This window comes from Bacillus cereus group sp. BfR-BA-01430, assembly GCF_022663115.1.
GTDB lineage: Bacteria > Bacillota > Bacilli > Bacillales > Bacillaceae_G > Bacillus_A > Bacillus_A cereus_BD.
Map to the genome: position 1 here is coordinate 162,528 of NZ_JAKUEW010000005.1, position 25,022 is coordinate 187,549.

Consider the following 25,022-nt stretch of genomic DNA (forward strand, 5'->3'; position numbering starts at 1 on the left):
TCCACAAGTTTTACTTTATAGGATATTATTGTAAACTCCCCACTGATGTAATTTTTACTTTATGATATAATGCAATTATGTTTTGGATAGGCTTAATGAGATTAGGACTTTATCACGAAATAAATAAAGAAAGAAACAAAAAAGGAGATGCTTATTTTTGTTAGCCAAATTTAAAAGTTTGCCTAAAGCGGTATATGTAATTTTAACGCTTTCTTTCCTTCTGCATATTTTTTGTTTAGTAAAACAACCAGGACTTGATGGAGAGTTAGTAAAAGTAACATATGGCGCGAATGATGCATTTAACTATTCGTTAACAGCCGAACAGTTATTAAAACACGGTGTATTTGGTTATGTGTATTTAGAACCAAGCGAGGTACCTGGAAAAAATGCATATATCACACCTGGTCAACCGTTATTATTAGCGGGCGCAATGATTATTTCTGATGTAACACACCTTCCTTACTACTACGTAGCAACTGTTATCAATATGCTACTTAATCTTGGTACAGTGCTCTTAGTATTTTTAATCGGAAAAGAATTATTTGAAAAAAATATTTATGGAATTGTTGCAAGTATTTTATACGCAATTTATCCAAGTAACTATACATACTTCCGTACATTATTAACAGAAGTTCCTTCCATATTCTTTTTATGTTTAAGTGTATATATATTTATTCTTGCTTGGAAGTACAATAAAACAAAATTCCATATTTGGTTTGGAATCGTCGTATCTATGTTACTCATGATTCGTCCAAACCCAGCTCCAATGTTACTCATTCCGGTTCTTGTTGTCTTGTTCACATATGGAATCAAAGATTCCATTCGAATTGGACTACTATGGTTTATTGGACCATTCTTTATTATTGGTGCATGGGTATTTCGCAACTATTTGGCATTCCATAAATTTATTTTGTTCTCAACACAAAGCGCTGATCCATTGATTGCAGGTGCTGATCCATTCAATAAAATCGGCTACGAAAACGTTGTAAATGAAATGAAAGCAAAAGGACTCACTGATAAAGGTGAATACGCGAAAGAACTCATTAAAAATGGATTTAAGACAGATTTCACATATTGGTTCTCTTGGTTTACTGTCGGAAAAACAATCGAGTTATTTAAAACAGCCCCTGCTGTAGACCAATATCGCATCCATCATTTTATCCAACTTTGTCATAGAGTCTTTATTATCGGTACATTCTTAAGCAGTTTCTGCTTCATGCTGAACTCATTTAAACATAAGCGCGTTATGATGTTAGTAGCAAGCTCTATTATTTACATCATCTTCTCAAATTTATTCCTAGCAATTAATCGCTATGGATTTTTCATTAACCCGCTTATGTGTTTAATTCTTGCATATGGACTTATTTATATTGCAACAAAGCTTCCGTTTTTCAAAGTAAAACGCACTTAATTCAAAAGGTTGTCCAAATAAAAAGGACAACCTTTTGAATTCAATTATATACCTATATCTTTTCAAATTCACTTTTACGCGCTGTCCCCCATAACAAACAGAAGTTATCCGCAAGAATAGATAACCTCTCTCTTATCAACCTATACTTTGAACGCGACCAATTTGTCCATCTTGTAAACGCACTTTAATACCATACGGATGCGTTTCCGTATGAGTTAAAATATCTTTCACAGTACCACTGACACGTGTACGACGGTGGTACTTATCCAATATAATTTCCACATGAGTTCCAATCGAAATTTGTGATCTTGTCGGTTTCCCTCCCCGTACCTGTGTAGACTGCTGTTATTGTTCCTCTTGCTTGCGCCTTTCTTCTTCTATATGTTGTTGCTCTTCTTGTTTGCGCTTTTCCTCTTCTATACGCTGCTCCTCTTGTTTGCGCTTTTCTTCTATAACTTTTGTATCTCCTTCTATCTTCTTCTCATCTAGCTGCTCCTTTTCTTGTGCTTCCTTCTTTTCAGAACCATGGACACCCTGGCATGCAGTTAAAATAATTACAATGAAACTCATAAATAATAGTAAAAATAATTTCTTTTCCATTAAAATCTTCCTATATATAAATAACGAACTTATTTAGAATAACAAATATACGGATACAGATTTGTCGTTTTTTGCCGAAAAACCCTAACATTTCATTCTACGCTCTATATACATTCGCCCCTCTCATTTTTTCATCACGAAACGAACGAAAAAATTCTTCCTATATCTACTCACATCTAGGCACTTACCTACATATCATGACAGTAGAGTGATTTCTAGGAGGTGTTTTTTATTGAAAAAATTGTTAGCGGTTTTCTGTATACTTGTCCTTACTGTTATAACGTTTGTCGCTTGCAGCAAAACGGAACATACAAAGCAACAAACGCAAAAAATTAGAATTGGCGAAGTAACACATTCTCTTTTTTATGCACCGTTATATGTCGGTATAGAAAAAGGTTTTTTTAAAGAGGAAGGACTAGATATTGATTTACAAACAACAGCAGGTGGCGATAAAACGATGACTGCCTTATTATCTGGCGGAATTGATATTGCACTTGTCGGGTCTGAAACATCCATTTACGTTCACCAGCAAGGAGCTAAAGATCCGATTATTAACTTTGCTCAGCTTACACAAACCGATGGAACTTTTTTAGTATCACGTAAAAAGTTAGATTCTTTTAATTGGAATGATGTAAAAAATGTCACTTTCCTAGGGCAACGTAAAGGCGGTATGCCACAAATGGTCGGGGAATACGTTTTGAAGAAGAACGGCATCGATCCGCATAAAGATACGAATCTTATTCAAAATATTGAATTTGCAAATATCGCAAATGCTTTTGCATCTGGTACAGGAGAATTTGTTCAACTGTTTGAACCAACAGCAAGCATTTTTGAAAAAGAAGGAAAAGGATATATCGTCGCTTCTTTTGGAGCAGAATCAGGAACTGTTCCTTACACAACATTTATGGCAAAGAAAAGCTTTTTGGAGAAAGATAAAGCCGCAGCTGAAAAGTTTACACGCGCCTTATATAAAGCACAGCAATGGGTTGACACACACACACCAGAAGAAATAGCCGATGTTGTTACTCCTCTTTTTCAAGATACTTCAAAAGATATTACTGTAAAAGTCATTGAGCGCTATAAAAAACAACATTCTTATGCAACGAATCCTTTATTAGATGAGAAAGAATGGGCACAGCTACAAGCAATCATGAAAGAAGCTGGCGAATTACAAAAAGAAGTTCCATATCAAGCGCTTGTGAATACAAATATTGCTGAGAGCGTTATTAAGAAATAGAGGCGAATTCAATGAATTTCTTACAAATATCTAATGTTTCTCACTGTTTTTTTGCAAAAGATCATGCAAGACTTGTTCTGGAATGTATGAACTTACACGTAAAAGAAGGAGAATTTATTTCGATTCTTGGACCAAGTGGTTGTGGAAAGACAACTCTTCTATCCATTATTGCTGGCCTTTTAAAGCCAACTGAAGGCCTCGTCTTTTTAGAAGGAGAACCTGTTACAAAATCAACAGCTTCCATGGGTTACATGCTCCAGCAAGATTATTTATTCCCATGGAAAACGATCGAAGAAAATATTATGCTCGGTTTGCATATTACAAACACATATAAAGAGGAGACAAAAAAGCATACATTGCAACTTTTAAAGCAAGTTGGATTAGATGGAGTCGAAAAACAGTCCCCAAGCGAGCTATCAGGTGGCATGCGCCAACGTGCTGCGCTCGTTCGAACTCTCGCAACAAATCCGAAAATTCTTTTACTAGATGAACCTTTTTCCGCACTTGATTATCAAACGAAATTAAAACTAGAAGAACTTGTTTTTTCTTTGCTTCAAACGTACAAGAAGACATCCCTTCTCGTTACACATGATATTGAAGAAGCTATTGCGATGAGCGATAAAATTTATTTACTTCAAGCAAAGCCTGGCAAAGTTGCAAGGACCTTTCATATCCCAAAAAGCATTCGTTCTTTATCACCACTCGAAGCAAGACATCATCCCGATTTCCCAGCCCTTTTTCAAGATATATGGAAGGAGCTGGAACGTCTTGGATAATATAAAACAACTACATGAACAGTTTCGAAAAAGGGAACGAAAACGCACATGGATTACTCACATTTTACAACTATGTATTTTAACCCTTTTCTTTGTCTTATGGGAAATTGCTAGTAACCAAGAGTGGATTGATCCTTTACTATTCAGTTCCCCTTCAAATATTTGGGATTTATTTCTGAATAAATGGCTTGATGGCTCTCTCTGGGTCCACATCTGGACGACACTTCTTGAAACAGGCGTTGGTTTTATTCTCGGCACTGTACTCGGCACCATTATCGCGACGATTCTTTGGTGGATTCCTCTTGTAGCCCGTGTCCTTGATCCATACCTTGTTGTCCTAAATGCAATGCCCAAAGTAGCACTTGGTCCAATTATTATCGTTATTTTTGGTCCAAATATTACATCTTCTATTGCGATGGGAGTTATTATTTCCATCATTATTACGATTCTCGTTATTTATAGTGCATTTCAAGAAGTCGATGCAAATTATATAAAAGTGATGCATACATTTGGTGCAAATAAATGGCAAACATATCAACAAGTTATTTTACCTGCTTCTTTCCCAACTATTATTTCAACATTAAAAGTAAACGTTGGATTATCATGGGTTGGAGTTATTTTTGGAGAACTTCTCGTTTCAAAACAAGGGCTAGGATATTTAATTAGCTATGGGTTTCAAGTCTTTAACTTTACACTCATACTGCTTAGCGTATTATTAACATGCGTTCTTGCTACCCTAATGTATGTTTTTGTAGAAGGCTTCGAAAAATTAATAATTAGAAAACGCAAAAGAAGCTGATCCCAAACTATACGACGGGATCAGCTTCTTTCTGCACGTATCATTTATTTTGAATCGCATACTTTTGTATCCTTCACAACCGTATTTCCCTCAACTGTAACCGTATGAAAACAATCTTTCACACGCACTTTTACAATGTTATCTTGTCGATCTATCATACGATACTCACTAAAGTGTTTATTTAATGCCGTACGAATTTGTTCACCTTCAAAAATCGGAATACTATGAGACATTACCCAAATGAGACCAGCAATTGCAAGAACCGTTTTCATCCGCTCTACTCCCTCCTTGAGAATATATATTATCTCTATAGTATGTATATTTAAAATGTGTCAATTTTGTGTCATTTTTATATTTATTCGACTGTAAACCTTTTATTCCTTTTGCTCCATAAAAAAAGCAACCACTATTTTGGTTGCTTGGTTCACTTACGATTCTTTTACTTGCTTCGAAATTTCATATAGTCCAGATAATACTTCTGCTCTCATTTTCACAAGTTCAGGGAATTGATAGAAGAATGCAATTTTTTGATACTTCAGTTCTGTTCCTTCTTTCACCTTCTTCGAATCTTGTAAAATGAATGCTGTAAATGTATCTGCTATATCTTCAGCGACATTCGTCGTTCCGTATTCTGAAACAAATTGATCATGCTTCTCTTCAAAAAATGTAATTCGCGCTTCTTCATTTGTCTCAATCTGCTTCTCTTTCCATTCTCGCTCAATCGGTTTCCAAAACAAATTAGAAAATGTATGAATATACGAACCTCTCTTCGCACATCCTTCTTGTAAGAAAAGAGTTTTGCATTTGTTTTGATAGGATGAAATATCTTTCTCTTCTTCAAATGCCTTTATATACTTTTCATTAACTGGGACTTGTGTATCATTAAGTGTCAATACATGAGCTGTCTCATGTATTAATGTTTTCATTACTTCGTCTATATTGACGCCTGAATCAAGTGTATCTAAACTTAACACCCAATCTTTTGGATTTTCCATACTAGGAGCAACGTGAGCAACAATCCCTTCATATCCATCTGTCACAATATCAAACTCTACAATGTTCTTTCGATATTTAGAAGGAATTAATGTACGATATATCTCCCACAGCGTTTTATGATAATCGCTATCTTCATGTTGTTCCATAATCTCATTCTTTGCTTCCTGATCATCAGCAAATACTTTATTGAAACGCTTTTTATCTAGTTTTTCAAAATATGGATCGATAATTTCCTCTTCATCTATGTAATAAGATGCTAAAAAGAAATAGTTTTCATCATCACCTTGCTTCTTTTCAGTTCCCCTCATACTCTCTAACTGTACATCTGTCTTTTCTATTTCTTTCGTTTCCTCTACATAATCTGTTGGTTCTTCTAATCGAGATAGACTTTCCATATTTTTGTATACTTTCTCAACCATCCGATCTCCAATTCTCGTACATTCTTCTTCTGTATTACATATTTCTTTCGTTTCGGCAACCTCTACTTCTTTACTGCATCCCACTATCAATAGACCTACTGCTATAATAAAACAGACAAACTTACTATAAAACTTCCCCATAAAAACCTCCATCATTCGATTCTACAAAAATATCATACGTATTCTTTCTAAAATATGCGACACTTATTTTTAAAGGAAGAGGGATTTATTTTGGGGGGAATTTGAGCAATCACGTATGATTGATAATGTATGAGAAGTACTTTCATTTGGAAAATCTAAGGCAACTACATTTTAAATTGATAAAGAGAACCATCCAAAATGCTTATAAGTGAAGGGCACATTCAAAAACTCCCTTTTTCTTTATTCATATACTGTAAACTGCGGTTTAGTCGGATGGTCTATCACGAAAGCATTATCCGGAAATTTTGATACTTTTCGATACAATGCAAGATCGCCAATACAACCAGCTGTTAATAAAACACCTAGCAATGAGATGACTGGAAAATTCATGGCTACACCAACTACAATTGGCAAAATTCCTGTTGGTAAGAGTGGAAGCATTAATACTTTTTTCATATGCTTTACGAAAATTGGCTTTCTAGAATGAGCATAAGCGACACCTAATTTAAAGTTGACACCCCATTTTAATTCACTCCACGCAACACCACCAATATAATGAAATCCTATTAAATGCAACGCTTCATGAATGCAAACAAGAGCAAACATAGCGATAATGAGCATAAATATACTAGGTAATGTAATTACAATTTTAGATGTTTCAAAAAGAAATATATGCAAAAAAGCAACCCCCATCATCATTACAATTATAAAGACGATTGCATAAATATTTAATTTAAACATTGAAATAGAGACCGTAGTTTCTTTTCTATGCTCCATTTTCTCCCCTCCTAAAAGGAAAAATATCTTTACAAAATCGCATGCTAAAATTCAGTAAGTGAAAATATACATTTACTGAATTTTTTTCAAACTTATGTTACATATAGAAGAACTCGGCCACTTTACTTTATAAAACAGCCGAGTTCTTCTATATGTTTCATCGTGCGCGCTAATACATCATCGCGCATAATAAAACTAAATTTTCTATCATGTTTAATGTTATCAGGAATTTCTTTTAATAAAACAGATCCTTTTGTTTCTTCATAATGCGTATGTTCTTCCACCGCACTAATGGTTGCGAAATAAATATTTTTAATAATAATTTTGTCTTTTCCTGACACTTTGTATTGCCCTAAGTAAGTTAAATCAGAAACAATACCACCGGTTTCTTCATGAACTTCTCTGACTGCCGCTTCTTCCGGTGTCTCTCCCATTTCTACTTTTCCACCTGGAAATTCAAGACCACGGCGCAAATGATGCGTTAATAACCATTGATCCCTGTACCGGCATACAACCCAAACATGCTTTGGCTCAGGAGAAAATGGATAACGTTCAAACGATAATTGTACAGTGTTGTGGTAATAATCTTTAAATGTGTACATGCCATTACTCCCCTATTGATGGTTACAAGTTTTTCCTACCACAAATTGTAGCATATTCTCGCTTTCCTGCATAATGTTATCCAATTATAATCCATTGATTATTCCCATTTGTGCGACTAATTCTTTCGTTTCATGACTCCCTAAATCATAAATCATCTTATATGCCTTTTGCAGTTCTGCATCATATCGATCATTATTCGAGTCGTGATGATACTCAACGAACGGGACATGGGAACGTACAAATGATCCAAGGTCTTCACGATACGCTTGATCAAAGTATTCTCGGAGCTGGATAATTTCCTCCTCCGTTGCTCGAATTTCAAAGCTATATGTATCCGCTGTTTTCACTTGTGAAATTTGCCCATTTCCAACTGATATATAGTATGTTTTTCTATTCTCCATATAGCGCCCTTCTTTCTCTCTTTTTATTTTCTATTGTTTTCAACAATTACAAAATTATGTAAAACCACTATTTGTTTCATGATAAAATAAAGAAAAGAGGGGCTATGAGGAACTTCGTGTACGAAAGAAAGAAGCTGAAACATTCTTTTTTATTAATCGGATTACTTTATTTTTAACTATAGCTGATAGAATTCTCCTAATACTTGTAACCATCCTTTCATCCCCCATTGATTATAAGCCCTCACCAATCGGACAGCGGGATAAATTCTGTATAAGTAGCCTTCACACATCAACAACATAAATATATACACGAAAGGAAGCTGCCTTTCACAGGCAGCTTCCTTTCGTTTTAACCAAATACTTTCTCAAGATCGTCTTTATCTTGACTTAACCAGAAATTCATCAAGCGTTTTGCTCCTTCTAAATCATGAAGTTTCGCTTGCCCACATTGCGTTTCATTAGCAGCTGGGATTTCTGTTATTTGAACTGCATCTTTTAATGTTAGTTCTAATAAATCAATGATTTCACGAACTGTCGGTGTACCACTTACAACAAGATAATATCCTGTTTGGCAACCCATTGGTGAAATGTCGATAATATCAAAATGTGGATAACGATCGATATATTTACGTAAGTTAAACGCCAATAGATGTTCTAACGTATGAATCACATCTGGTTTCATCGCCTGTTTATTTGGTTGGCAAAAACGGATATCAAACTTATTTACAATACCGTCGCTACCTACTTTATGAACACCACAATGTCTCACATAAGGAGCCTTTACAATCGTATGATCTAATTCAAAGCTTTCTACTGATGGCATAAATCATCTCTCCCGCTTTCATTTTTAATTCCGTTATATCCAATATGATATAACGGAAATTCAAATTAGTAAAGTATTAAGTATGGTCCGTGCTATAATACTAGAAGAATATGCTGAAAAGGAGACCGTTATGAAACAGATTTTTATTGGTATTATACGTTTTTATCAAAAATTCATCTCGCCGATGACGCCACCTACATGCCGTTTTTATCCGACTTGCTCTCATTATGGACTAGAGGCATTTCAAACACACGGTGCTCTCAAAGGTTTTTGGCTCACACTAAAGCGTATATTAAAATGTCACCCTTTTCATCCAGGAGGATTCGATCCCGTCCCAGACAAAAAGGATAACAAATGAAATTTTTAAGCTTCGTAGCCGTTCACAACTAAATCTAATTTCCCCGTATCAGGATGAATAACAAGACCATGGACAGGTACTTCTGTTGGAAGTAACGGATGATTACGAAGAACTGATACGCTATGTTCTACACTTTCTTCTACACTTGAGAAACCTTGTAAGAATTTTTCTAAATCAATTCCAGAATAACGAAGTGTATCCAATCTCTCTTCTGATACACCACGCTCTTTCATTTTTTCAATTGTACTGCTTGCTTGAATTTTTGCCATACCACAATCATGGTGACCAATAACGCATACTTCGTCAGCACCAAGTTCATATACAGCAACTAAAATACTACGCATAATACTACCAAATGGATGAGAAATAACAGCCCCTGCCACTTTAATAATTTTCACATCACCATTACGCATATTCATTGCTTTTGGTAATAACTCAACAAGACGAGTATCCATGCAAGAGATAATGACCATTTTTTTATTTGGAAACTTCCCTGCTTCATACTCCTCATATTTTTTCTCTTCTACGAATTTTTCATTGTATCTCAAAATCTCTTCTAATGACTTCATAGTAAAAAGCCCCTCTTTTCTCTCATTTAAACTACATATTTAGTTTACCAAAATCTAAAAAACACAAAAAGAATATCTCTTCATATTAAAAATAAGATTTTTTCAGATAATCGACATAATTCTTTCAAAATATACACACACCTTTGTAACAACTCTCCCCTATTTTTCTCATGTTTTCACTATAAACTAAATGTAGATAATGTTTAAAAAGGAGTGAAATCTTATTATGTCCGACGTTTTGTTACTGAGTCGTTTTCAATTTGCAATTACAGTCTTTTATCATTTCTTATTTGTACCATTGACAATCGGACTTGTTATTTTAGTAGCGTGTATGGAAACCCAATATGCACGTACATTAAATCCAACATATCGTAAAATGGCAAATTTCTGGGGTAAGCTATTTACGATAAATTTCGTAATGGGGATTATAACTGGGATTACAATGGAGTTCCAGTTTGGAACAAACTGGTCTGAGTATTCTAAGTATATGGGAGACATATTTGGATCACCACTTGCAATTGAAGCACTTGTTGCTTTCTTCTTAGAATCTACTTTTATGGGAATTTGGTTATTTGGTAAAGATAAAATATCACCAAAATTCCGTGCTTTTTGTATGTGGATGGTTGCACTTGGAACAAATATTTCCGCGCTTTGGATTATCACAGCAAATGGTTTCATGCAAAATCCTGTTGGTTATGTAGTACGCAATGGTCGTGCTGAATTAGATAATTTCTGGGCTCTCGTTACAAACCCATATGCATGGCATATGTTTTTCCATACAGTTGTTGGTTGTTATATCGTTGGTTCTTTCTTTGTTATGGCAATTAGCGCATATCATTTATTACGTAAAAACGATGTAGACTTCTTTAAAAAATCATTTAAATTCGGGCTTATTTTAGGTTTGTTTGCAGCAACTGCAACACCTTTCATTGGCCATCAATCCGGTGCTTATGCAGCAAAAATGCAACCTGCAAAAGGTGCGGCAATGGAAGCTGTTTGGGAAACTGGAAAAGGACAAGGATTCTCTATCGTTCAAATTCCTGATGTAGAAAATGAAAAGAACTTTGAATTATTCACAATCCCGAAACTTGGAAGCTTCTTCTATACAAATTCATTTGATGGGGAAATTGTTGGCCTAAAAGATATCCCAAAAGAAGATCGTCCAAACGTAAACCTTGTTTACTATAGTTTCCGCTTAATGGTTGCACTTGGCGTATTCTTTATGGCATTAACTTGGTTTGGTTTCTATTTAAATCGAAAAGGAAAATTAGAAAACTCAAAACGATTCTTAAAGATTACAATGTGGTCTGTCTTACTTCCATATGTTGCAATTAACGCTGGATGGATTGTTGCTGAAGCAGGCCGTCAACCGTGGACAGTATATAAATTAATGCGGACAGCCGAAGCTGTTTCTCCAATTTCTGTACCACAAATTTGGTTCTCACTTCTTAGCTTAGTTTTATTCTATACATTACTTTTAATTGCCGATGTATACTTGATGTTGAAATTTGCTAAGAAAGGGCCAGCTGCGTTAGAAGAACCTGTTACTAAGGGAGGTGCAGCTCATGTCTCATGATATGCTTGCAGTGATTTGGTTCGGTTTATGGGGCGTGATTTGGACTGTTTACTTTATTCTCGATGGCTATGCACTTGGAAACGGCATGATCTTCCCTTTCGTTACAAAAGATCGAAAAGAACGCAACCAAATGCAAGAAGCAATCGGGCCTTTCTGGGGTGGCAATGAAGTTTGGTTAATTACAGCCGGAGGAGCAACTTTTGCTGCCTTCCCAATCACTTATGCAAATATGTTTAGCTACTTATATACACCGTTATTTTTAGTATTACTTGCTCTTTTCGCTCGTGCAGCGGGGCTTGAATTTATGCATAAAGATGATTCACCAGTTTGGCAAAGCGCTTGTAAATGGGCTTTTACCATCGGTAGCTTCCTTATCACTTTCTTATTTGGTGTTACATTCGCTAACTTATACTACGGATTACAAATTGGTAAGGATGGTTATGAAGGAACGTTATTTAGTTTACTAAATCATTACGGTATTTTAGGCGGTCTCTTCTTCACGGCAATCTTCGTTGTATCTGGATCGCTTTGGGTTATGATTAAAACGTCTGGCGAAGTATCAGATCGCGCTTATAAAATTGCAAAACCATTTTCAATGACAGCTGCTATTTTACTAGCAATCTTCTATGTAGCAACTGCAAATCGGACAAACTTGTTCCAAAACTTCACGGAATATCCCGTACTATTCATTGTCCCAGCTCTTGCTATGGTATTAAGCGTTGTAACAATTGCGATGGTATACAAACATAAAATTGGTTTTGCCTTTACAACGGTTTGTTTAACAATTGCAACGTTTATGGCAACTGGCTTTATCGGCATGTTCCCGCGCATGTTACCATCGCGCATTAATGACGCATACAGCACAACGCTATATAAAGCAGCTGGAAGTGAATTAAACTTAAAAATTATGTTTTTCGTCGCTTTAATCATGGTACCAATTGTTATTGGATATCAACTTTGGAGCTATAGTATCTTTAAAGAAAAAATCCATAAAGACTCTGCCAAAGGATATCACTAAAATATGAAAAAGACACTCTTTTTAGAGTGTCTTTTTCTGCCTACACGTATGATTTTCGATTAGAAGTTATGTGTTAAAACCTAACAACTATGACAAAGAAAATTACCAGCAGCTCTCATTATGATTATATCATACACAATCCTTATCAATTCTATGCAATTTTACATATTTAGATTGCAAAAATAAACTGCATTCCTTAATCAGTGCAGTACGAGTTCTATTATTTTCCTGCTTTCTTTCGTTCACAAGCAATGCCATCACCATCTCGGTCTAAATGCTTACCGTAATATGGGCTTTCTTTCGTAATATCATAAATACCAGCAGCGTTTGCTTCTTTACAGTTCGCAAAGCGGTTCGGCTTTGTTTCTGGCTTTACGACTTGATTTGCAACTGGTCTTTTTTCAAAAGGTAATGTCGCATTATATAAAAATTGCACATATTGCTCACGACTTACATGCATTTTTGGTGCGTACATCCCATTCCCTGTTCCACTAGTAATACGATTGGACTGCACAGCACTAATTGCATCATTTGCCCATGATTTTCTATCTACGTCTGAAAAAGTATGTTCTGACCTTACTTCTAATTGAAACGCCCTTGTTAAAATTTGCGCCATTTCTTCACGAGTTAGTGAGTCTTTTGGCCTAAACATTCCTTTTTCATCTCCTGCAAAAATACCCATTTCTGTTAAAGCTAAAATTTCTTTTTTAAACATAGTTGAATGGTTGCTCACATCTTTATACGGGTTATGATAATATTCTTTTTCCGCTGGTTTGAAATGACGGAACATAAGCGCTGCAACTTGTTCACGCGTTACATCATCTCCCAATCCAAAACTTCCATCTCCATATCCAAGAACAATATTTTTATTTGCTAATTCGATAATCGCTTTGTACGCCCAATGATGATTCGGAAGATCTTTAAAAGTAATTTGCGCTTGTGCGTTTCCAATAGACGTGAATGTCGTCGTAGCAACAATTGCACCTGTCATCAATATTTTTTTGAAGTTCATTTCTATGTCTCCTTTACTAAAAAGTACTATTATATCTCTTTAACATAATAACAAGTTATATATATGTTTTTTGTCATATGTTGTCGAAAAAACAAAAGAGGAATCATATGACTCCTCTTTTGTTAAGGCATAAATGACAAGTATGGAGACAGCTAACTTTTTCAAAAGTTTGTTAGGGGTAGTAATTTGAAAAAGAAAGTCTTTTCAGATTCAATGTAACATCAATGGAAGATATAGTAAATTGATAATATTTATACGGAAGATTGCTAATGTTTAGTATAGATATTTATTCCTATTCTTACAGTGAAAACCAATAGCATCCTTAATCTGAAATTAAAAAAAGCCCCTCTTATCGAGATGCTCCTTTCTCTATTTGTACCTCGTCCTATAAAACAGAATAAGTTGGCAAGAGACCTAAGCTAACTAACCTATCAAGAACCACTCTGCTTTATCGTGCATCTACAAATCCAAGTTTTTTCTCTTCCTCCCATTTTTCACTTAAAATAAAGTGAAACTTTAATCAGTGGGGGCTTTCTTCATCCCCCACTGATTATGAACCCTCACCAATCTTCCTTGCTTCTCTCTGGATCTTGAAGTGGGAGTCTTATTGCCTTAAAATAGCAAGATAAACAATATCATTTCCGCGATATAAATAGAAAAGACACTCCGTAGAGTGTCCCAAACCATTTTACTTTTAATATATCGCTTTGAATACATTATATCATATTATTCCATACTATTTGTTGAGAAAATTCTAAATCCTCTTTTTTCTAAGAACTCTCTTTTTTATCATGTAATATAATTCTTGTGATAAAGTGAAGCTTTAATTAGTAGTGGAGCTTTCTTCCTCCTCACTGATTATGTTCCTCTCATCAATGAGGATTGCCATGAAATAGCGGATCAATTCACACAAAGATTATAAAAAAATTGAGGTGTATATTACTTGATTATTTTTGGGATGATTCCTCTTATTTTATTCATTATTTTTCTTTATTCTTATTTAAAAGATCCAAGAAAAATAATCAATGGCTTTTTATTTAATACGTTTTTCTGTTCATTTCTCGTTTTTTGTCTTATTGTCACTTTTCAGTTTGATAATGAAAACATACAGTGGATTATTTTGATACCTTTTTTAGCTTTTATACTGATGATCCCTTTCGGAATAGTTGCTTTAGTAATAGGATTATTTCTTAATGCAAAAACATTAATGAAAAAAGAAGGACGACGCTTTTCTAATTGTTTAACACTCTTTTTAGGTATATTCATTTTACTATGGATACTACTGGCTATTTTTGATCCAACAAGCTTATTTTCTTCTCATTTTCAACCTATATTCGGCGCAATTTCGCTTATTATTCTATACTTTTTTATACATGTTTTAAATTTCTTCACTGCCTATCTTCTTTATCAATTTAATAGGCCAAAACGCAATCAAGATTTCATTATCGTTCTCGGCAGTGGTTTAATTCGTGATAAAGTTCCACCACTACTAGCAAGCCGTATTCATAAAGCAATTGATTTCTATCATAAGCAGGCTGCAGTTGCTTCACCACCTACAATTATTTTTTCCGGTGGACAAGGACCTGATGAAAACCTTCCTGAAGCTGAAGCAATGCAAAAATATGCTGTGGAACAAGGAATTCCGATTGAACATACCGTGCAAGAAAACCGATCAGTTAATACGTACCAAAACATGCTGTTCTCCAAACAAATTATGGATTCATTAAAACCAGCTGGAAATTACAACAGCATCTTTGCAACAAATAACTTCCACCTATTTCGCGCTGGTTTATATGCCAAACAAGCTGGTCTAAATAGCCAAGGAATTGGTTCAAAAACGGCATTCTATTATTGGCCAAACGCAATGATTCGTGAATATATCGCAATTGTTGTCATGGGGAAAAAACGCCATATAAAAGTTGTAGGGGGTATTTTAGGAATTGCGATATTCTTAACTGTTCTAAGGTTTATATTTAATTAATATACAGCCAAGGCCATTCTTAAAAGCATAAGAATAGCCTTGGCTTCTTTATTGCTATGAAATAATCGATAATTGATTACACGCAAAAAAAGCCTCAATTATCGGTACTCTTTCTTTAAAAGCTAAATGAATATGACGATATTGTTTCTGCCTTAATCTTTTTATTTCAATGTCTTTATGCGATTTAAAAAACAACTCAGGACCCATTGTAATTCCAATATTTTGTGAAACCATATTCACAATCGTTTCACAATTTAGTACTTCTAATACAATATTTGGATGTACTTGATAATCATCTAAATTTTTTATCACTAATGACTGATATGGCCCTTTCGGCATTATAAAGTCCATTCCATCGATTTGTTGAATATCTACTATTTTTTCATTCATCAACGAATGATTCTTCGGTAATCCTAATACAATTTCGTCTTTGCTAACTGGAATTGATTGAATTTGTTTATTTACATTTGATTCTAAAACGAACCCTATGTCCACTGTTCCATTATCAATCCATTCTCTAACTTCCTCATATGTACCCTCAAATAATAAAATTTTAATACCAGGGAAACTTTGTTTAAGCTGCAATAACATAGACGGTAATATTTGTGCTGCCGCGCTTGTAAACGCCCCAATTTTGAGTGTACCTGTCAACCTCTTATTTTGCATAGATACTTCTTGCTTAATTGCCGATTCACTCTTTAATACATTTTGAATATGTGGAAAAATACGATTTGCAAACTCCGTTCTTCTAATTTCAGCTTGCTTATTTCTATGTAATAAAGGATGACCAAACTCTTTTTCTAAACTAGCAATCGCATGACTTACAGCTGATTGTGTCATATTTAATTGCTCTGCTGCTCTCGTGAAATTTCCTAACTCCACTACTTTTTGAAACACTTCATATCTCGCTATCGTCATGAGTTTTACTCATACCTCCTATTCAAAATATGAATTTCACTAATCTCATTATATCTTTTACGATAACAATAGAGCAATTTACCAAAAGGAGGAGTCACTTTGAATAAAATATTGTTATTAACACTTGGAATGTTTGCATTAGGAATAGATGCTTATATAATGGCAGGTATTTTACCACAAATTGCGAATGATTTTCATATTTCCATTGGAACAGCTGGGCAAACCGTCAGCATATTCACAATCTGCTATGCCTTTACTGCACCTCTATTCGCTACATTTATGAAAAAGACAAATGTAAAACGCACATTATTAGCCGCTTTATTTCTTTTTACAATTGCTAACTTTATAACCGCTGTAACTCATCATTTTATCATTCTAATCATTTCTAGAGGTCTAGCAGGAATAGGTGCTGGTCTATATTCACCATTAGCATCATCTGCTGCTGTTACATTCGTTTCTGAAAAAAGAAGAGGAAGAGCTTTAAGCACTGTTTTACTTGGAATGAGCGCTGGCACTGTAATTGGTGTTCCACTTAGTATCTATATTGCTTCCTTGTATGGATGGCGCCTAGCAATCTGGCTTATTGTTATCATTGGAATGATTGGGATATGTGCTCTCTTCACAAAATTTCCTATAGTAGAATCCAGCCCTTTGCCAACATTAAAAGAGCGACTAAGTATGTTCAAAAACAAACAAGTTTCTCTTGTCATGCTGATTACAATGATCTTGAGCTTTTGTAGTTTAGGTTTGTATACGTACTTATATTCCATCATTACAGCATATGGTTTCCACAATTTTATCGTATTTATTTGGATGTGGGGAATCGGCGGAATTGCCGGAAGTTTTCTCATCGGGTTTATCATAGATTTCTATAGAAAGCCAAAGGTCCTATTACTGTATGTAATAGGAATTATGTTTCTCTCATTTATATGCATGGGGATTTTCCATAAATCTGCATTATTAGTAGCTATCTGCTTAATTCTTTGGGGGAGTACAGGATGGGCAACACTCGCTATCCAACAAAAAACGCTTGTAGAAATTAGCCCAAAACACGCTATCATTTCAATTGCTTTGCTTAGCTCTATTAATTATTTTTCTGGTTCGATCGGGACAATGGTAAACGGAATTCTTTTAGAAAAAGGAATTTCCCCTATTACCTTACCTTATGTAACAGCTGTTATGTTGCTGTTAGCTATAGGGGGACAGATTTTTTTTATCAGCAAGAGAACTGTACTCGCGCATCAGTCTCACTGAATTATTTTTCCGAAACAAAAGCCCTATCTTCTAAGAGAAGTACTTTTCTCTATCCCGCATGCCTCTAATATAAAAATTCCGCTTCAATATTCGAAGCTATCGTTATATTTATAAAGTGAAATTCCCCTAAAATAGCGGGATAAACAAGCTACTGAATAATCCAAGAAATAAAACGAAATCTTTTATAAATAGTAATTGACCGCTTCCTCCTTATACAAAAAAGCCCAAGAAGTTGATAACACTCTTCTTGGGCCTTTCTCACTATCTTCTTTTCGTAATTTTCCCTGCACCACCAACCCGTGTTTTAGGGGGAGATGTATTCTTTGGCGGAGTTTTAATGGATGATTTTGGCTTCACATCTGAGCTATTACCGCCTGGCGATTTTGTAATTGTTCCTTTCTTTCCTGTAGATGGTGGAACTTTCTTACTCTCTTTTTTCGTAATACTTCCTTGATCTCCTACAGATGGTTTGGAATCAATTTTATCACTTCTTTTAATAATCGATCCTTTTCCCTCTTTTGTAATAGGCGGTGGTGTTTTCTTTTCCTCTTTTGTAGGTGGTCTTTCCGGGATAACTGGCTTATGATTTTGTCTATCATTATATCCGCGATAATCACCACGCGACGATTTATACGAACCAAATATATCATTTAAAATACTTCCGACAATATACCCTTGTAAAAAAGATGGTTGATAATTTTGGCGAACAAATTCTTTATTGCTAATTTCAACTAGTGTATCCGATGGTTTTTCTTTATCTTTTTGAAGGTTATAAAGCTTATCAGAATACACAAGAAACATTTGATTTTCGTCTTCTTTTGACACTTGCTTTGGCTCTTTTTCATCCATCAATTCCTTTGCAACTTGAGGAACTGTTTTATTGGCAGCCCTGTATACATATGATTCTTGCTTACCATCTTTTGCAACTGATTCTAATGGGTAGCGGTCTTGAATGGACTGTTCATTTCCCGCTCCCAATAATATGTAGCCAGCAACTATAAGTATTCCAATAATTACAAAAGTAGCAATACCGAGCGATTTAATCATGGTAAACAATCGGTTTGACATGATTACCGCCTCCTTATGTTGCCCTTATAATTTGTACATCCGCAGAAAGAATCACTTCTCCCTCATACATCATTGTGCGTCCATCTTGCCATTCGATACGAAGTAATTTTCGATTATCCGATTGAAATTCCCATACATATTGCTCATCTGAAACAGCAAACGGTGTTTTTCCCATGACAACAACACGTCCACTATAGCGCTCTTCTAGATGATACTCGATACCATCCATTTCAATTGTTGTTGGAATCTCATCTATCGAATCTAAACGTCCATCAATCGGTGTATATAATTTATAATGCGTACTTTCACGATTTTCAATTTTTAAATAACGAATTGTTTTCCCATCTTGCAAAGTTAGTACAATTTCATTACGAGAATGCATGCTTGTTTTTCCAATTAACTCATACATCATTAATGAAACTTCAATCATATCTCCAGGTGCTAACGTTAATAACGATCGTTCTGGTTTAGCAGGCTCTGGACTTTTTATTATATTTTTAATTCGTTTAAATAAACTCATACTTTCTTCCTCCTCTTTCCGTTATAGACATGCTGCTAAAATAAGTGCGCCAACAATATGTAATGAACCCGCTAATAAAGCATGCGCAACATGCCCTTGCTTTGTTCCTTCTTCTAAATCTAATCCGATTATTTTTCTTAAAATGAATTCAATCAACATTTCTACAACTAATAAAATGACAAATGATACAACTGAGGCTAAAAGCGCTTGCCATAAATCATTCGATTTTGTAATCGATTGTGACAAAATATATCCTTGTGCAAATAATTTCATAATAAAGCGTGTTGTCACAGCTATATTTCCTTTTTTCATTTCTGCTACATCGTTATATTTTGTAAAAATAGAATCAATCCACATCAGTACAAATAAAAGAATAGCGCTTGCACCTGTCCAAACAAACATCGCTAACACATTCATCCACGTCATACAAAAACCTCCTCTAAGAACATAATAAGAAAACCGACATGATTACTTTTCATGTCATGTCGGTTCTTTTATCTTTATATCTATGTTCATTCCCTGTATCGAAATACAAATAAAATAAATTACTTTTTTACAGCATGAAATGCTGCGTCTATATAAAGCTAAACCTCTTTCTCCTAAAAAAGAAAAATTTTTCTTCTGTATTATTTCTCGTACTGCTTCATGATACGCGCTAATTCGTCCTCTACAGCTGAGTTTTTATTTAAAGCTGCAAATTCCTCATCTAGCGACTTTTCTTTTTTATAAATTTCACCGCTTGCCTCTGCTTCTGCTTCTAATTGAAGAGCTTTTTCTTCCATGCGGTTAAGCCCTGCCTTTGCAGTATTAGCATCGAATCCAGACATTGCTTGATTGATACTTTTTTGTGCTTTTGCTGCATTTACACGCGCAACAAGTGTTTCACGTTTATTTTTCAATTCTGTTAATTGCTTGCGCATTTCTTCTAATTTAGCACGAAGGTTATCCGCAGCCGCTTTATTTTGTTCATAACTTGCTTTATATTCATTCATTTTTTGCTCTGCATTTTGCTTCTCTTCTAAAGCGCGACGCGCAAGGTCAATATTATTTGCTTGAACAGCCATATGCGCTTGTTCTTCACGTTTTTTAACAAGTGCTTCTTGCTCTTCAAATAATAATTTAAACTTTTTCTCAAGCGCAATTTGAGCTGCTACACTTTTCTCAGCTTCTTGTACATCCTCTTGCATATCGCGTAAATATTGATCCGTCATCTTAACTGGATCTTCCGCTTTCTCAATGAGTGCATACACGTTTGACATCGTTAAATCTCTTAATCGCTTAAATAAAGACATTTCAATTCCTCCTATATATGAAACCATATTTCAAATCCCCTACTTAGAAACCTTAAAAATCTCCCTTTACAGTAAAAATATTCATTTTTATAACCTTGTGTACATTATATCAAACTCACTATGCCCTTACATCTTATTTTTTAAATATACGAGTAATAATCTGACATTCTTATTACAACATATGTATACAATCCATTATGTTTGATTCCCCTTCTTTTTGTTACTTCATTACATATTTGTCATGTTGCTGTAAGAAAAACCGATCGTTCATATAAAGTTATTCTTATAAAATGAAACCAGAAGTTCAGATTACATTTCAAAGAGCAGTTTGCTTCTTATCATTAGGACTTTATACAATGGATTTTTATTTTTCTACAATCACATCATATTTAGTATAAAAAGGAGATAGGAAACATGAAAAAATTAATCGGAATTGGATTGGCCGCAGCAATATCTTTTGGAGCATTATCAGGTTGTTCATTATTGGGAGAAAAAGCAAATGGTTTCGTATTATATGGTACTGAACAACAAGTTCAACAAATAGCAGACAAAAATAAAAAAGATGTAACAGAAAAAGATGTTTATAAAATGAAACTTGTAACATTAGAAGGAAAGAAAGTACTTGTAATGGATAAAAAAACGGGTGAAGCGCTAGTAAAAAAAGAATTGCTAAAGAAAGTTGAAAAAGATGATGAAACAAAGGCACTTGATACATTACCAACTGTAACGGCAGAACAAGGTGTATTATTTGCGAAAGAAAAGATAGAGAATACGAGCATTGATCATATAAAACTAAAATATGAAGGAAACACAATTATTGGCGATGGCCGTAGCTATGCAGATATGTTTGCAATTGTAGAGAATGCTGCATATGACAACATAAAAGGGGAAGAAAAAACTGTAGGTGTGCTGAAATTTGATAAAGACCCTAGCAAAGAGTTTCCAGGAAGAAACGGAGTAGACGCGGCACAGCTTGTTAAAATAAAAGAATAAATAAAAAGCTTTGCAAATTTCGCAAAGCTTTTTATTTATTCACAGTATGATTCATATTCGGACTACAAGTTTTCGACTGACAAGATTGATTTAAGGAACATGCCGCACATTTTCCTTTTTTACTTCTCTTTACAAAATGAAATAACGTATATACTGCATAACCAAAAATGACAGCACCAATAACAATATTGACTATCATTATTATACATCTCCTTCTAGAATCCGAGTAACGACCCAACTTGATATATGACAAATGTTAATACATAAGCAACAATAAGTGGATACACAACAGAGAAAATCGTCCATTTTATCGACCCTGTTTCCCGGCGAATAACAGCTACCGTTGCAAGACATGGAACGTACAACAAAAGAAAGAACATAAATGCATATGCGGATAAAGCTGTATAGTGCGCTCCCATAATATTTCCTAATACATCTTCTTTTACTGCATAAATAATTGCCATGGTCGAAACAACGACCTCTTTTGCTAAAAATCCTGTTAACAGTGATGCTGCTGCTTGCCACGTTCCAAAACCGAGAGGTGCTAACAGCGGTGCAACGACTCCACCAATCATCGCTAAGAAACTCTCTCCCATCTCAACGTCAAACCCAGATGGACCAGCATAATTTAATAACCAAATCATAACTGATCCACCAAAAATAAACGTACCCGCTTTACGGACAAAGCCTTTTCCTTTTTCCCATGTGCTAAGCCATAATGTTTTCGCTTGCGGCATGCGATAAGGCGGCAATTCCACAACAAAAATAGATTTTTCTTCTTTTAAGATTGTCATAGACATGATTTTTGTAACAAGTAAGGCAAGTACAATCCCAGTGATGTATAACGAAAACACAACAGTCGCCTGGCTATAAGGAAAGAAGACCCCTGCAAATAATGCATATACAGGTAGACGTGCTGAACAAGACATAAATGGTGTTACGAAGACCGTTAATAGTCGTTCTTTTTCTTGTTCAATTGTTCTTGCAGCCATAATTCCTGGAACGTTACAACCGAAACCAATAATCATTGGAATAAACGCTTTCCCATTCAAACCAAAAAACTCCATAATTCTATCCATAACAACTGCGATTCGCGCCATATATCCAGAGTCTTCTAATAATGAAATAAAAAAGAATAAAGCAAAGATTTGCGGGACGAATACTAATACAGCACCAACGCCAGCAATAATTCCTTCCGTAATAAGCGCTTGAATAAAAGCAGAAGCTCCTATATGAACCAGTCCAGCCGTAACCCAATCTGTAAGTTGTCCACTAAAAAATTCATCGAGCATATCCGATAGTGGTGTGCCAATCCACGTAAACGTAACCTGAAAAATGAAAAACATAACTGCTAAAAAGATTGGAAGTCCAAAAATTTTATGTGTAATCAACTTGTCTATTTTTTCTGAAAAAGGAATTTTCCCTTCCTGTTTATGTTGAATGACACTTGTTTTTAACTTTTCAATATACGTTGCACGTGTATTATAAATATGTTTTTCTAACGTACAATCCAGTTTTTTCTCTAACTGAGAGCGTATTGTTATTAATTCATGATAAATGGACAATCCCATTATCTCTTGTTCCACTACTTCGTTATTGCTTAAAAATTGAAGCGCTAGCCATCTTGAATGCTCATAATTTTCTTTCATAAAAAGTGTCATTATATTTGCAATTGCTGCCTCTACTTGTTCACCATATGAAAGAATAAATGAGTTCATTTCCTTCCTATTATTTTCATGAAGAGTAGCTAGTAATTCATCACAGCCTTTCCCACTTCTTGCAACAACAGGAACAACTGTTACTCCTAATATTTCTGATAATCTTTTTACATCAATCACAATTCCGCGTTGCTTCGCCACATCAATCATATTTAAACCAATAGAAACGGGCTTACCAAATTCTAAAAGCTGTAATGTTAAATGCATATTACGCTCAAATTGAGAAGAATCAACAATATTTAACATATAATGAAATTCCTCTGTTAATAAAAAGTGAGTAACTACTCCCTCATCTCGAGAAACAGGATTTAAATCATATACACCTGGTAGATCAATTAATGTTCCTTGTTTATCTTTCAATTTCCCAATCTTTTTTTCTACCGTTACCCCGCTCCAGTTTCCTACATATTCATAAGAACCTGTTAACGCATTAAATAATGATGTTTTTCCTGTATTTGGATTTCCTAGCAATGCAACTTTATTCACACTAATTCCACCTTTATCATTTTCGCATCGCAATGACGAATACTAATGAATTGTCCGCGGCACTCTAGTGTAAACGGCCCTTTGAACATCGCCTTTTGTTTCACACGCAATTCACTTCCTTCCGAAAGACCAAACGCAGCTAATCTCCGTTTTAACAATTTATCTAATGCCTGCATACTTTTCACTAATACTTTTTCACCGACTTGAATATCAACCAAACTCATAATCTTCCTCCTCAAAAGAGAATGATAATTATTTTCAACGAAATTATAGCATACTGTATAAATCGTACACTATAGCTTTTTCTATTCTATTTGTTAACATTTTCGCACACTTATATTGAAATAATGGCAATACAAGATTCATTTGCCATCCTCATCCATTTCGATTAAAATGAATCTAACAAATAAAGAATTTCGTTATCACAGGGGGAGCTATATTGCTGAGAGGGAACAATTTGTTCCGACCCTTAGAACCTGTTAGTTAATGCTAATGTAGGAATTGTGCAAACGTTAAAATACATATCCTCTTCTTCATTACGTATTTTATATCTCCCTATGGTACATAATTCTTTTTTGTGCAACTTGGATTTAGGGGGAATGCCAACATGCGTAATACCAATTTACAAGCGATGATTGAATCTGCAATTCTTGCAGCCTTCGCCTTAATCATCGACATTTTACCATTATCAATTAAAATCCCAACAGGCGGTTCTGTTTCATTTGCTATGATTCCTATTTTTATTATTGCTTATCGCTGGGGATTCAAAATGGCTTTTTTAGGAGGGCTTATTTGGGGATTATTACAAATTGTCGTCGGGGATGCCTATATTTTAACGCCAATACAAGCATGTATTGAATACTTCATTGCTTTTGCTTTTATTGGATTTGCTGGTTTATTTCATCGCCCAATTCAAAAAGCCATTTCAAATAACCACTATGTAGCTGAAGCAAAAGATGATGTTGGGAGTCGCAAAGAAAAAGTAACAGAAAAAAATAACCAAGGAAAAAAAGCTCTCTTGTATATAATCCTAGGGACATTTATCGGCAGTTTTGCACGCTATTTCTGTCATTTTATTGCGGGAATTATTTTCTGGGGGCAATACGCACCAAAAGGACAATCAGCCTTTCTGTACTCTTTCATTGTAAATGGTAGTACAATGCTTGCTTCTTTTGCATTATGTACCGTATTGCTATTGCTTCTATATACAACTTCACCACGTTTATTCCAAAGCATTCGTGCGTATCATATCAATTCAAAAAATAAGAGTGCCTAA

The 25,022-nt window shown here is 34.8% G+C and carries 27 protein-coding genes, 1 pseudogene and 1 riboswitch; of the genes and pseudogenes, 11 read left to right on the forward strand and 17 right to left on the reverse strand.

What is annotated here, in order from left to right; translation table 11 throughout:
• Positions 1-157: 157 nt before the first annotated feature.
• Positions 158-1,411 carry an ArnT family glycosyltransferase gene (locus tag MR058_RS11980; protein WP_242144231.1) on the forward strand — a complete coding sequence of 418 codons (1,254 nt, stop codon included), beginning with the start codon at positions 158-160 and terminating at the stop codon, positions 1,409-1,411.
• 135 nt (positions 1,412-1,546) lie between these two features.
• Here the strand turns inward: MR058_RS11980 and MR058_RS11985 are convergent.
• Positions 1,547-2,011: pseudogene (locus MR058_RS11985) on the reverse strand (YwbE family protein).
• A gap of 232 nt (positions 2,012-2,243) precedes the next feature.
• Between MR058_RS11985 and MR058_RS11990 the strand changes: the two are divergent.
• Genes MR058_RS11990 through MR058_RS12000 form a run of 3 tightly spaced genes read left to right on the forward strand, consistent with a single transcriptional unit; the run spans position 2,244 to position 4,823 of the window.
• The gene (locus MR058_RS11990; protein WP_242144232.1) at positions 2,244-3,248 is read left to right on the forward strand and encodes an ABC transporter substrate-binding protein; all 1,005 of its coding nucleotides are present in this window, start codon (positions 2,244-2,246) and stop codon (positions 3,246-3,248) included.
• A gap of 11 nt (positions 3,249-3,259) precedes the next feature.
• A complete protein-coding gene (locus tag MR058_RS11995) occupies positions 3,260-4,024 on the forward strand; it encodes an ABC transporter ATP-binding protein (protein WP_242144233.1) in 765 nt (254 codons plus the stop codon).
• Positions 4,017-4,823: an ABC transporter permease gene (locus MR058_RS12000; protein WP_242144234.1), complete on the forward strand. Its 807-nt coding sequence runs from the start codon at positions 4,017-4,019 to the stop codon at positions 4,821-4,823. Before MR058_RS11995 ends, MR058_RS12000 begins: the two co-directional genes overlap by 8 nt.
• 44 nt (positions 4,824-4,867) lie before the next feature.
• Here MR058_RS12000 and MR058_RS12005 read toward each other — a convergent pair whose 3' ends face one another.
• From MR058_RS12005 to luxS, 6 genes are all read right to left on the reverse strand, one after another.
• Positions 4,868-5,095, reverse strand: coding sequence for a hypothetical protein (locus MR058_RS12005; RefSeq protein WP_242144235.1), 228 nt, complete (start codon positions 5,093-5,095; stop codon positions 4,868-4,870).
• 156 nt (positions 5,096-5,251) lie between these two features.
• Entirely contained in the window at positions 5,252-6,379 is a 1,128-nt protein-coding gene (locus MR058_RS12010) for a recombinase family protein (protein ID WP_242144236.1), read from the reverse strand.
• A gap of 240 nt (positions 6,380-6,619) precedes the next feature.
• The gene (locus tag MR058_RS12015; protein ID WP_242144237.1) at positions 6,620-7,156 is read right to left on the reverse strand and encodes a DUF3267 domain-containing protein; all 537 of its coding nucleotides are present in this window, start codon (positions 7,154-7,156) and stop codon (positions 6,620-6,622) included.
• A gap of 122 nt (positions 7,157-7,278) precedes the next feature.
• Positions 7,279-7,758, reverse strand: a complete 480-nt coding sequence (gene mutTA, locus MR058_RS12020) for an antimutator 8-oxo-(dGTP/GTP)ase (protein WP_012095917.1) — start codon at positions 7,756-7,758, stop codon at positions 7,279-7,281.
• 84 nt (positions 7,759-7,842) lie between these two features.
• Positions 7,843-8,160 (reverse strand): HAD family hydrolase, encoded by a 318-nt coding sequence (locus tag MR058_RS12025; RefSeq protein ID WP_242144238.1) that lies wholly within the window; start codon positions 8,158-8,160, stop codon positions 7,843-7,845.
• Between the two features lie 349 nt (positions 8,161-8,509).
• Complete coding sequence (gene luxS / locus MR058_RS12030; RefSeq protein WP_242144239.1) at positions 8,510-8,983, reverse strand: S-ribosylhomocysteine lyase LuxS; 474 nt, start codon at positions 8,981-8,983, stop codon at positions 8,510-8,512.
• Positions 8,984-9,113: 130 nt separating this feature from the next.
• On the opposite strand from luxS, the gene yidD reads away from it, so the two are divergent.
• Complete coding sequence (yidD, locus tag MR058_RS12035) at positions 9,114-9,341, forward strand: membrane protein insertion efficiency factor YidD (protein ID WP_242144240.1); 228 nt, start codon at positions 9,114-9,116, stop codon at positions 9,339-9,341.
• A 5-nt stretch (positions 9,342-9,346) separates the two neighbouring features.
• Here the strand turns inward: yidD and MR058_RS12040 are convergent, their stop codons facing one another.
• Positions 9,347-9,910, reverse strand: a complete 564-nt coding sequence (locus tag MR058_RS12040; protein WP_242144241.1) for a beta-class carbonic anhydrase — start codon at positions 9,908-9,910, stop codon at positions 9,347-9,349.
• 226 nt (positions 9,911-10,136) lie between these two features.
• Between MR058_RS12040 and MR058_RS12045 the strand changes: the two genes are divergently transcribed.
• Both MR058_RS12045 and cydB read left to right on the forward strand, forming a co-directional pair.
• Positions 10,137-11,486, forward strand: coding sequence for a cytochrome ubiquinol oxidase subunit I (locus MR058_RS12045; protein WP_242144242.1), 1,350 nt, complete (start codon positions 10,137-10,139; stop codon positions 11,484-11,486).
• The gene (gene cydB, locus MR058_RS12050; RefSeq protein WP_242144243.1) at positions 11,476-12,504 is read left to right on the forward strand and encodes a cytochrome d ubiquinol oxidase subunit II; all 1,029 of its coding nucleotides are present in this window, start codon (positions 11,476-11,478) and stop codon (positions 12,502-12,504) included. Before MR058_RS12045 ends, cydB begins: the two co-directional genes overlap by 11 nt.
• Positions 12,505-12,724: 220 nt before the next feature.
• Here the strand turns inward: cydB and MR058_RS12055 are convergent, their stop codons facing one another.
• A complete protein-coding gene (locus MR058_RS12055) occupies positions 12,725-13,516 on the reverse strand; it encodes an S-layer homology domain-containing protein (RefSeq protein WP_242144244.1) in 792 nt (263 codons plus the stop codon).
• Between the two features lie 943 nt (positions 13,517-14,459).
• On the opposite strand from MR058_RS12055, the gene MR058_RS12060 reads away from it, so the two are divergent.
• On the forward strand, positions 14,460-15,497 hold the full coding sequence (locus MR058_RS12060; RefSeq protein WP_242144245.1) for a YdcF family protein: 1,038 nt from the start codon (positions 14,460-14,462) through the stop codon (positions 15,495-15,497).
• A gap of 54 nt (positions 15,498-15,551) precedes the next feature.
• Here the strand turns inward: MR058_RS12060 and MR058_RS12065 are convergent, their stop codons facing one another.
• Complete coding sequence (locus MR058_RS12065; protein WP_242144246.1) at positions 15,552-16,415, reverse strand: LysR family transcriptional regulator; 864 nt, start codon at positions 16,413-16,415, stop codon at positions 15,552-15,554.
• 99 nt (positions 16,416-16,514) lie between these two features.
• Here MR058_RS12065 and MR058_RS12070 point away from each other — a divergent pair, with 99 nt between their 5' ends.
• A complete protein-coding gene (locus MR058_RS12070; protein ID WP_242144247.1) occupies positions 16,515-17,669 on the forward strand; it encodes an MFS transporter in 1,155 nt (384 codons plus the stop codon).
• Between the two features lie 261 nt (positions 17,670-17,930).
• Here MR058_RS12070 and MR058_RS12075 read toward each other — a convergent pair whose 3' ends face one another.
• The 4 genes from MR058_RS12075 to MR058_RS12090 form a co-directional block, all read right to left on the reverse strand.
• Positions 17,931-18,737: a DUF4247 domain-containing protein gene (locus tag MR058_RS12075; protein ID WP_242144248.1), complete on the reverse strand. Its 807-nt coding sequence runs from the start codon at positions 18,735-18,737 to the stop codon at positions 17,931-17,933.
• A 13-nt stretch (positions 18,738-18,750) separates the two neighbouring features.
• Complete coding sequence (locus MR058_RS12080) at positions 18,751-19,257, reverse strand: DUF4178 domain-containing protein (RefSeq protein ID WP_242144249.1); 507 nt, start codon at positions 19,255-19,257, stop codon at positions 18,751-18,753.
• A 21-nt stretch (positions 19,258-19,278) separates the two neighbouring features.
• Positions 19,279-19,683 (reverse strand): DUF350 domain-containing protein, encoded by a 405-nt coding sequence (locus tag MR058_RS12085; protein ID WP_242144250.1) that lies wholly within the window; start codon positions 19,681-19,683, stop codon positions 19,279-19,281.
• A gap of 200 nt (positions 19,684-19,883) precedes the next feature.
• Positions 19,884-20,549 carry a PspA/IM30 family protein gene (locus MR058_RS12090; protein ID WP_242144251.1) on the reverse strand — a complete coding sequence of 222 codons (666 nt, stop codon included), beginning with the start codon at positions 20,547-20,549 and terminating at the stop codon, positions 19,884-19,886.
• 414 nt (positions 20,550-20,963) lie between these two features.
• Between MR058_RS12090 and MR058_RS12095 the strand changes: the two genes are divergently transcribed.
• Positions 20,964-21,542, forward strand: coding sequence for a lipoprotein BA_5634 family protein (locus tag MR058_RS12095; protein ID WP_242144252.1), 579 nt, complete (start codon positions 20,964-20,966; stop codon positions 21,540-21,542).
• Between the two features lie 31 nt (positions 21,543-21,573).
• Here MR058_RS12095 and MR058_RS12100 read toward each other — a convergent pair whose 3' ends face one another.
• From MR058_RS12100 to MR058_RS12110, 3 genes are read right to left on the reverse strand one after another with little or no spacing between them, the layout of a single operon-like run.
• Positions 21,574-21,741, reverse strand: coding sequence for a FeoB-associated Cys-rich membrane protein (locus tag MR058_RS12100; protein WP_242144253.1), 168 nt, complete (start codon positions 21,739-21,741; stop codon positions 21,574-21,576).
• Between the two features lie 16 nt (positions 21,742-21,757).
• On the reverse strand, positions 21,758-23,746 hold the full coding sequence (gene feoB / locus MR058_RS12105; RefSeq protein WP_242144254.1) for a ferrous iron transport protein B: 1,989 nt from the start codon (positions 23,744-23,746) through the stop codon (positions 21,758-21,760).
• Positions 23,743-23,970, reverse strand: coding sequence for a FeoA family protein (locus MR058_RS12110; RefSeq protein WP_242144255.1), 228 nt, complete (start codon positions 23,968-23,970; stop codon positions 23,743-23,745). The genes feoB and MR058_RS12110 overlap by 4 nt, the downstream gene beginning before the upstream one ends.
• A gap of 193 nt (positions 23,971-24,163) precedes the next feature.
• A riboswitch (TPP riboswitch) is annotated at positions 24,164-24,265 on the forward strand.
• Between the two features lie 88 nt (positions 24,266-24,353).
• On the opposite strand from MR058_RS12110, the gene thiT reads away from it, so the two are divergent.
• A complete protein-coding gene (gene thiT / locus MR058_RS12115; RefSeq protein ID WP_242144256.1) occupies positions 24,354-25,022 on the forward strand; it encodes an energy-coupled thiamine transporter ThiT in 669 nt (222 codons plus the stop codon).

Bases quoted from the DNA above. Each gene is read 5' to 3' on its own strand.
- MR058_RS12010 (WP_242144236.1), bottom strand. From the start codon at position 6,379: ATGGGGAAGTTTTATAGTAAGTTTGTCTGTTTTATTATAGCAGTAGGT.
- cydB (WP_242144243.1), top strand. From the start codon at position 11,476: ATGTCTCATGATATGCTTGCAGTGATTTGGTTCGGTTTATGGGGCGTG.
- MR058_RS12085 (WP_242144250.1), bottom strand. From the start codon at position 19,683: ATGACGTGGATGAATGTGTTAGCGATGTTTGTTTGGACAGGTGCAAGC.
- thiT (WP_242144256.1), top strand. From the start codon at position 24,354: ATGCGTAATACCAATTTACAAGCGATGATTGAATCTGCAATTCTTGCA.
- MR058_RS12015 (WP_242144237.1), bottom strand. From the start codon at position 7,156: ATGGAGCATAGAAAAGAAACTACGGTCTCTATTTCAATGTTTAAATTA.
- MR058_RS12065 (WP_242144246.1), bottom strand. From the start codon at position 16,415: ATGACGATAGCGAGATATGAAGTGTTTCAAAAAGTAGTGGAGTTAGGA.
- yidD (WP_242144240.1), top strand. From the start codon at position 9,114: ATGAAACAGATTTTTATTGGTATTATACGTTTTTATCAAAAATTCATC.
- MR058_RS12095 (WP_242144252.1), top strand. From the start codon at position 20,964: ATGAAAAAATTAATCGGAATTGGATTGGCCGCAGCAATATCTTTTGGA.
- MR058_RS12055 (WP_242144244.1), bottom strand. From the start codon at position 13,516: ATGAACTTCAAAAAAATATTGATGACAGGTGCAATTGTTGCTACGACG.
- MR058_RS12080 (WP_242144249.1), bottom strand. From the start codon at position 19,257: ATGAGTTTATTTAAACGAATTAAAAATATAATAAAAAGTCCAGAGCCT.
- MR058_RS12005 (WP_242144235.1), bottom strand. From the start codon at position 5,095: ATGAAAACGGTTCTTGCAATTGCTGGTCTCATTTGGGTAATGTCTCAT.
- MR058_RS12075 (WP_242144248.1), bottom strand. From the start codon at position 18,737: ATGTCAAACCGATTGTTTACCATGATTAAATCGCTCGGTATTGCTACT.
- MR058_RS12040 (WP_242144241.1), bottom strand. From the start codon at position 9,910: ATGAAGTCATTAGAAGAGATTTTGAGATACAATGAAAAATTCGTAGAA.
- mutTA (WP_012095917.1), bottom strand. From the start codon at position 7,758: ATGTACACATTTAAAGATTATTACCACAACACTGTACAATTATCGTTT.
- MR058_RS11995 (WP_242144233.1), top strand. From the start codon at position 3,260: ATGAATTTCTTACAAATATCTAATGTTTCTCACTGTTTTTTTGCAAAA.
- MR058_RS12090 (WP_242144251.1), bottom strand. From the start codon at position 20,549: ATGTCTTTATTTAAGCGATTAAGAGATTTAACGATGTCAAACGTGTAT.
- MR058_RS12100 (WP_242144253.1), bottom strand. From the start codon at position 21,741: ATGATAGTCAATATTGTTATTGGTGCTGTCATTTTTGGTTATGCAGTA.
- MR058_RS12025 (WP_242144238.1), bottom strand. From the start codon at position 8,160: ATGGAGAATAGAAAAACATACTATATATCAGTTGGAAATGGGCAAATT.
- MR058_RS12045 (WP_242144242.1), top strand. From the start codon at position 10,137: ATGTCCGACGTTTTGTTACTGAGTCGTTTTCAATTTGCAATTACAGTC.
- luxS (WP_242144239.1), bottom strand. From the start codon at position 8,983: ATGCCATCAGTAGAAAGCTTTGAATTAGATCATACGATTGTAAAGGCT.
- MR058_RS12110 (WP_242144255.1), bottom strand. From the start codon at position 23,970: ATGAGTTTGGTTGATATTCAAGTCGGTGAAAAAGTATTAGTGAAAAGT.